The organism is Fonticella tunisiensis, from assembly GCF_004364155.1.
GTDB lineage: Bacteria > Bacillota > Clostridia > Clostridiales > Caloramatoraceae > Fonticella > Fonticella tunisiensis.
Window position 1 is genome coordinate 122,403 of the sequence record NZ_SOAZ01000006.1, and the last position, 6,874, is coordinate 129,276.

Annotated in this window: 8 protein-coding genes; all 8 read right to left on the reverse strand. The window is 36.5% G+C overall.

What is annotated here, in order from left to right; all coding sequences use genetic code 11:
- Positions 1-6: 6 nt before the first annotated feature.
- A complete protein-coding gene (gene coaBC, locus EDD71_RS05510) occupies positions 7-1,200 on the reverse strand; it encodes a bifunctional phosphopantothenoylcysteine decarboxylase/phosphopantothenate--cysteine ligase CoaBC (protein ID WP_133627750.1) in 1,194 nt (397 codons plus the stop codon).
- Positions 1,201-1,211: 11 nt separating this feature from the next.
- Positions 1,212-1,433 carry a DNA-directed RNA polymerase subunit omega gene (rpoZ, locus tag EDD71_RS05515; protein WP_243116408.1) on the reverse strand — a complete coding sequence of 74 codons (222 nt, stop codon included), beginning with the start codon at positions 1,431-1,433 and terminating at the stop codon, positions 1,212-1,214.
- On the reverse strand, positions 1,426-2,046 hold the full coding sequence (gene gmk / locus EDD71_RS05520) for a guanylate kinase (RefSeq protein ID WP_133627751.1): 621 nt from the start codon (positions 2,044-2,046) through the stop codon (positions 1,426-1,428). Before gmk ends, rpoZ begins: the two co-directional genes overlap by 8 nt.
- 18 nt (positions 2,047-2,064) lie before the next feature.
- Entirely contained in the window at positions 2,065-2,340 is a 276-nt protein-coding gene (gene remA, locus EDD71_RS05525; protein ID WP_133627752.1) for an extracellular matrix/biofilm regulator RemA, read from the reverse strand.
- Between the two features lie 14 nt (positions 2,341-2,354).
- Entirely contained in the window at positions 2,355-3,233 is an 879-nt protein-coding gene (locus tag EDD71_RS05530; RefSeq protein WP_133627753.1) for a YicC/YloC family endoribonuclease, read from the reverse strand.
- A 308-nt stretch (positions 3,234-3,541) separates the two neighbouring features.
- Complete coding sequence (locus EDD71_RS05535; protein WP_243116411.1) at positions 3,542-4,696, reverse strand: LL-diaminopimelate aminotransferase; 1,155 nt, start codon at positions 4,694-4,696, stop codon at positions 3,542-3,544.
- Positions 4,697-4,761: 65 nt separating this feature from the next.
- On the reverse strand, positions 4,762-5,646 hold the full coding sequence (locus tag EDD71_RS05540; protein WP_133627755.1) for a hypothetical protein: 885 nt from the start codon (positions 5,644-5,646) through the stop codon (positions 4,762-4,764).
- A 140-nt stretch (positions 5,647-5,786) separates the two neighbouring features.
- The gene (dapF, locus tag EDD71_RS05545) at positions 5,787-6,611 is read right to left on the reverse strand and encodes a diaminopimelate epimerase (RefSeq protein ID WP_133627756.1); all 825 of its coding nucleotides are present in this window, start codon (positions 6,609-6,611) and stop codon (positions 5,787-5,789) included.
- Positions 6,612-6,874 lie beyond the last annotated feature (263 nt).

The window sequence follows — 6,874 nt, forward strand, 5'->3', positions numbered from 1 at the left end:
AGCGCCTCAGCGCTCTATAGTCAAAATATGATCCAATATTACATGTGCAAGCTCTTCCTTAGTCATAATCGGCGACTCAATCATCCTTCCGTCCCTCAATATAATCTTAACCCTGTTAGTATCTACTGCAAATCCTGCACCCTCCATGGTTATATCATTTGCAACTATCATATCAAGATTTTTCTTACTTATCTTTGACAATGCATTGTTGATAAGATCATCCGACTCAGCAGCAAAACCAACAAGTATTTGATTTGTTTTTTGTCCGCCAAGCGTCTGCAATATATCCTTATTCCTTGTAAGACTGATGCTTAAATCATCATCAGATTTCTTGAGCTTACTTGTACTCTTAGTTTCTGGCCTATAATCAGCCACCGCTGCAGACTTTATAACTATATCAACTTTATCAAATCGTTTTAAAACCTCATTGTACATATCATCAGCGCTATGTACTTTAACAAGTTCTACCCCTTCAACAGGCTTTAAACCCGTAGGACCTGATATTAATACAACCTCAGCTCCCCTATTTCTGGCAGCCCTGGCAATAGCATAGCCCATCTTCCCTGTTGAACGGTTTGTTATATACCTTACAGGATCGATGTCTTCCTGTGTAGGACCAGCAGTTACCAGTATTTTTTTACCGGTTAAATCCTTTGGTTCATAAAGCAGCATTTCAATGACATCAACTATTTTTTCAGTGTCAGCCAGCTTTCCTTTGCCTACAACGCCGCATGCAAGCCTTCCCTCATCCGGTTCAACAAAGTAGTAATTAAGTGATTTTAAAAAGGATATATTCCTCTGAACTATAGGGTTCTCATACATGTTTGTATTCATAGCAGGAGCAATTAAAACAGGTGCCTTTGTCGCCATCACCGTAGTTGTCAGCATATCATCGGCTATACCTCCAGCAATTTTTCCAATGACATTGGCTGTTGCTGGGGCAATTACAAAAAGATCAGCCTTTTCTGCCAGGGAAATATGCTGAATTTCCCAGCTTTTGGGCTCCTGAAACATATCTGATATCACATAATTCTGACTCAATGCTTGAAAACTTAAGGGAGTTACAAATTTTTTAGCTGACTCTGTCATAATAACATGTACATTTATATTCTTTTTTTTTAGTTTACTTACAATATCGAGGGCCTTATAAGCAGCAATTCCTCCGCTTACTCCAAGTACAACGGTTTTATTTTCAAACATTGTCACACCTCTTATTTTATACCTGATTTTACGCTTTCGTACTTGATTTTCCCTTCGTTAATTTCATTTATTGCAATCGTAACAGGCTTTGTTGATTCTATATCAACGAGGGTTTTTGCTCCATCCACAATCTGTCTGGCCCTTCTGGCCGCTATAACCACAAGAGAGTACCTGTTATCAACCTTCTCAAGAAGTGAAACTATTGATGGATTAATCATAGAATTGCTACTCATTTAAACCAACCTCCTGTAAAAGCATGCCTGATTTTTTCATACGATCAACTCTGCATTTTTCAGCAGTTATAATGCTCTCTATCTTTTTAACAGCTTCACTAACCACATCATTTATGACTACATAATTATAATTGGATACATAATTGATCTCTTTAAAAGCTGAGTTAAAGCGAGTCAAGAGAGACTTTTCGGTTTCTGACCCTCTTTTGATTATCCTATTCTTTAATTCCTCCATAGAAGGAGGCATAATGAATATAAAGACGCCTTCCGGATAATTTTCTTTAACCTTCAATGCTCCCTGAATGTCTATTTCAAGTATAACATCACTGCCACCATTAAGCGACTGCTCCACGTATGATTTTGGAGTACCATATAAATTGCCATATACCTCGGCATGTTCAAGAAACTCGTTTCTTTTGATCATCTCCTGGAACTCTTCATGGGTTATAAAGAAATAATTTTTCCCGTGCACTTCTCTCTCCCTCGGCTGCCTCGTAGTACAGGATATTGAAAGCTTTATATCATTGTTCCTTTCAAGCAGCGCCTTACACAGTGTTCCCTTACCAGCTCCTGAGGGTCCAGAAATAACTATTAGAAGTCCCTTTTGTGACATCTCGTTCCCCTTCCTATTTTATTCTTCATCTTCTTCAATATCTTCTTCAATATCCTTTGATGAAAGCCTGTGAGCGACTGTTTCAGGCTGCACTGCAGACAAAATTATATGATCGCTGTCTGTTATAATAACCGCCCTGGTTCTTCTTCCATAGGTAGCATCTATGAGCATTCCTCTATCCCTGGCCTCCTGTATTATTCTTTTAATTGGAGCCGATTCAGGGCTTACTATAGCCACGAGCCTGTTAGCTGAAACTATATTGCCGAATCCTATGTTAATAAGTTTAATTGCCATAAAACAACCTCCTGTTATTCAATGTTTTGAACCTGTTCTCTTATTTTTTCAAGCTCACTTTTAATTTCAACCACTAATTTCGTTATGTATAGATCATTTGACTTTGAGCCAATAGTATTTGTTTCCCTATTCATTTCCTGAATTAAGAAATCAAGCTTTCTTCCAACAGGTTCACTGCTTAAAAGTGAATTTACAAACTGATCTATGTGGCTTTTAAGCCTTACGATTTCCTCAGTTATATTGCACTTATCTGCAAAAAAAGCTATTTCATTTAAGAGCCTTGATTGATCCAATTCTATATCCTTTAAAAACTCCGACACTCTCTGGGAAATTTTCTCCCTATACTCCTCGACTACTCTGGGCGACCTTTCTTCAATATCCAAAACTAACCTGTGAATAAAAGCACATCTTTCCTGTATATCCCTGCTTAATTTTAATCCTTCTCTGCTCCTCATGTCAATAAACATATCCAGGGCTTCATCCAAGGCCCTTGAAAGAATTTCCCATGTTTTTTCAAGATCTTCTTCCTTATTTTCAACGGTTATGACTTCCGGTGATTTAGCCAATAGCGATACAGCAATATCATCCTTCAGGTTAAACCTGTCCCTAAGCATTATAAAGGCATCATAATAGGCTTTTGCAAGCTGTTCATCGACGTTAATGGATATATCGTCATCGCTAAATTTTTCCTGATTTATGTACACATCTATCTTACCACGAGATATCCTTGACGCAATATATTTCCTTATATTGTCCTCAAGTGCATAAATCTGTTTTGGAAGCCTTATATTGATATCCAGATACCTGTTATTAACAGCTTTAATCTCCACATTAAAGGCTTTGCCATCCTCCTCTGTACTGCCCCGTCCATATCCTGTCATGCTTTTAATCATTTTTTTCACCCACCAGTTTATTTTCTCCATTTAATTTCTTTAATGTATTATTTCTTAATTCTTTCTCATTATACCTAATTATATCATAATCTTTCAAGCTTATTTTATAAATTAACTCGTTGTGCTAAATAAATTTGAAGATCAGCGCTGCGATAAAAATATATTTCATTCACCAGCACGCTTAACAAAGAAGTTCTAAGGCTTGAGATTTGAAAAATCAAGAACTTTCGTTAAACTCGCCTTGCTTAAGTCACGAAAGTTCCAGGATTTTTCTGCTTAACAAAATAAAAGCCCATGAAATTCACGGGCTAAAAATCAATGCTGCATATTTTGTTCATTGCCTTTTTTAGTGTTTCTTCACTTGATGTAAGAGATATCCTGCAGTAACCTTCTCCCTGACTTCCAAAGGCGCTTCCAGGAGTGATCAGTACACCTGTTTTCTCCAACAAGTAGGAAGCAAAATCATCTGAACTATATCCATCTGGAACCTTAAACCAGACATAAAATGTTCCCTTTGAATCGTATACATGTAGACCTTTATTTTTAAGCAAATCGGTTACTAAATTCCTTCTTTCCTGATATATTTTATTAATATAATTAACAAATTCATCTCCACGGTTAAGTGCATCAGCACCCGCCTGCTGAATGGCACTAAACTGGCCTGAATCGAAATTAGTTTTAACAACCATTAATTTTTCTATAACTTCTCTGTTCCCCACGATATATCCAAGACGCCATCCCGTCATATTAAATGATTTTGAAAGGCTTCCAAACTCAACGGCGATATCACTGGCACCATCAACCTGCATCAAGCTTACTGTGTTAAAGCCGCTGCATGATATATCCAGATAGGCTCCATCGTTTGCTATAACGATATCATTTCTCCTCCCAAATTCTATCAGCCTTTTAAAGAAATCCAAAGTTGCAGCAGCACCTGTTGGATTATTTGGATAATTTACAATTAAAAGCTTTGCCCTGCGGGCTACTTCAGAGTCTATATCATCCAATTGTGGCAAATAACCGTTATCCTCTAGAAGCTTCATCTTATAAATGCTGCAACCTGCAATAACAGCACCTGCCAGATAAACAGGATACGCAGGGTCGGGAATTAAAACATAGTCTCCCACGTCAGCAAGTGCCAAAAATATATGTGCAATCCCTTCCTTAGAACCAATAAGGGCTGCAATTTCTTTTTTATAATCCAATTTGACACCAAACTTTCTGTAATAATAATCTGCTACAGATTTTCTGAATCTATCAATGCCAATATAGGGTGGATATCTATGATTTCTAGGATCCAAAATAGCTTCTCCCATGGATTTTAATATAAACTCAGGTGTAGGAATATCAGGATCGCCAATTCCAAGGTCCAGTATTTCTATCCCTTTTTGACCAAGCCTTTCTTTTATTTTTTCTAACCTTGAAAATATATACGCAGGTACTTTAGAAGTTCTATTAACCACCTTCAATGTTAAAACCTCCAGAACATGGTCTTAAATTATAATATTCTGGAGGAATAAACTTGTTACTATTTATAATAATTCATTAATAAATTGATCCACTCTTCATCCGGTTCACAAAGGGAATAATCCACCTTGAAGTTTTTAGACTGTTTCATTTTAATCTGAGCACTATTGTCCTTACCTCCTTGCTTTACATGTGCTCCCAGAACCGTACTGAAGGCATAGCCTTCCTTATAAGCAAGGATAGTTATCTCACCGTACTCCTTCTTAACAGGGTAATTGTCATTTGTAGTTTTGTCATATGGAACTTCAAACTCACAAAGGCCTTTCTTGTCCGTTTTAGTCGACATCATTATCTCTGGTATTACGATTTTTACTCCTTCAAGTGGTCTATTATTTTGATCCTTGACAGCAATTTTATATTTTACCATGCTACCCGCATTGTTGCCCTGTCCTTCATACTTCTCATAACTCTTTACCAGATTTTCAATATATGAAACATCGGGTTTGTTATAATTCACAGTGTGCTTTGTGCCGCTTGAAATTTCAGCTTTTACTATGGATATAGAACTGCCAGGATATATGCAATAATCCATTTCCAAATGTTTACCATAACCTTCTTTTACAACAACTATGCTCAAAAATCCTGATCTTATGATCTTTTTTACCTCATCGGAATATCTCTCAAAATACCCCTTGTTTAAATCAACTTCTATCTCCTTGGTTTTCCCCATTTCATCGGTTATGTACGCAGTTTCATTTCCAACGACATAAACCTTTGCATCCTTTACCGGTGCCTTTGTTTTCTTATCAACCACAACGACAACTACTTTTTGCTTCGATGATGAAGATTGCTGAACATTGCCCGAATTTGTTTCTCTTGCTTCACAACCAATGAGCGACATCATCATAGCTGCTGCTAAAACTAATGAGGTTAACTTTGCTTTCAACCATACCCCTCCATAAAAAAATTCTACATATTTATTAATATTTGAAAAATATAAAAATTATTACAGAAGCAAATATTAACCTCACTTTTTTGAACATGGCTTATCGTGTTTTAAGCATATTTAATAGGTGTATAATTTGTTTAAAGCAGCAATTCCCCTTCACATATAAACTCAGCAGGTCCTTCCATAAAAACATTTTCACCATCATAATCGATATACATATATCCACCTTGTAATTTGGCTCTGACCTTATTTTCAGTAAGCCCATTAATATATGAAGCTACTACACTTGCACAGGTTCCTGTTCCACAGGCAAGTGTAAGACCTGCCCCCCTTTCCCAGGTTTTCAATTTTATATTATTCCTATCAATTATCTTCACAAAGTTGACATTGGTCTTCGAAGGGAAAATGCTCATATTTTCAATTTCTCTTCCAACCCTAATTATTTCATCATCATCAACATCATCAACATATAAAATTGTATGCGGAACCCCCATCAGCAGTGTGGACGCACTATAGTTTTTTCCATTCACTTCAATAAAATAACTTCTGTTATCAACTTCCCCTTTAAATGGAATAAGAGCCTTTTCAAAGGAAGGGGAACCCATATTAGCCTTCACACCAGATACAATCCCCCCTTCAACTTTAAGTTTTATTTTCATTATTCCCGCAAGGGTTTCAACGGATATGGAATCCTTCTTAACGATTCCTTTTTCATATATATACTTTGCGAAACATCTTATACCATTTCCACACATTTCAGCAACGCTTCCATCGGAGTTTATAATTGTCATTTTGATATCCGCTATTTTTGATTTTTCTACAACCAGCAATCCATCTGCACCAACTCCAAAATGCCTATCACAGCCTTTTATTGCAATTTCACTGAGATCTTCTATATCAGAATCGAGATTTTCTATTAAAATAAAATCGTTTCCAAGCCCGTGAAGCTTAGCAAAATGCATTCAAATTCCTCCTTTAATATATTTTATATCGCAGCGCCTGCCTGTATATATTTTCTGCTTTTATTCCAATGGACTTTTCAAAGCAGCTCTGTATGAAATGAAATTCAACACAATATTATGAAAACAGTTTCTAAATTAACTTGTTGTGCTAGTTCATGAGCTGAGCGAAGATAAAAAATATATGAAATTCACATAAAGCGGGCAATTAGAAGTTCTAGGCGAAGGGATGCAGAAAAATCCTAGAACTTTCGTTTGTTTGAGAG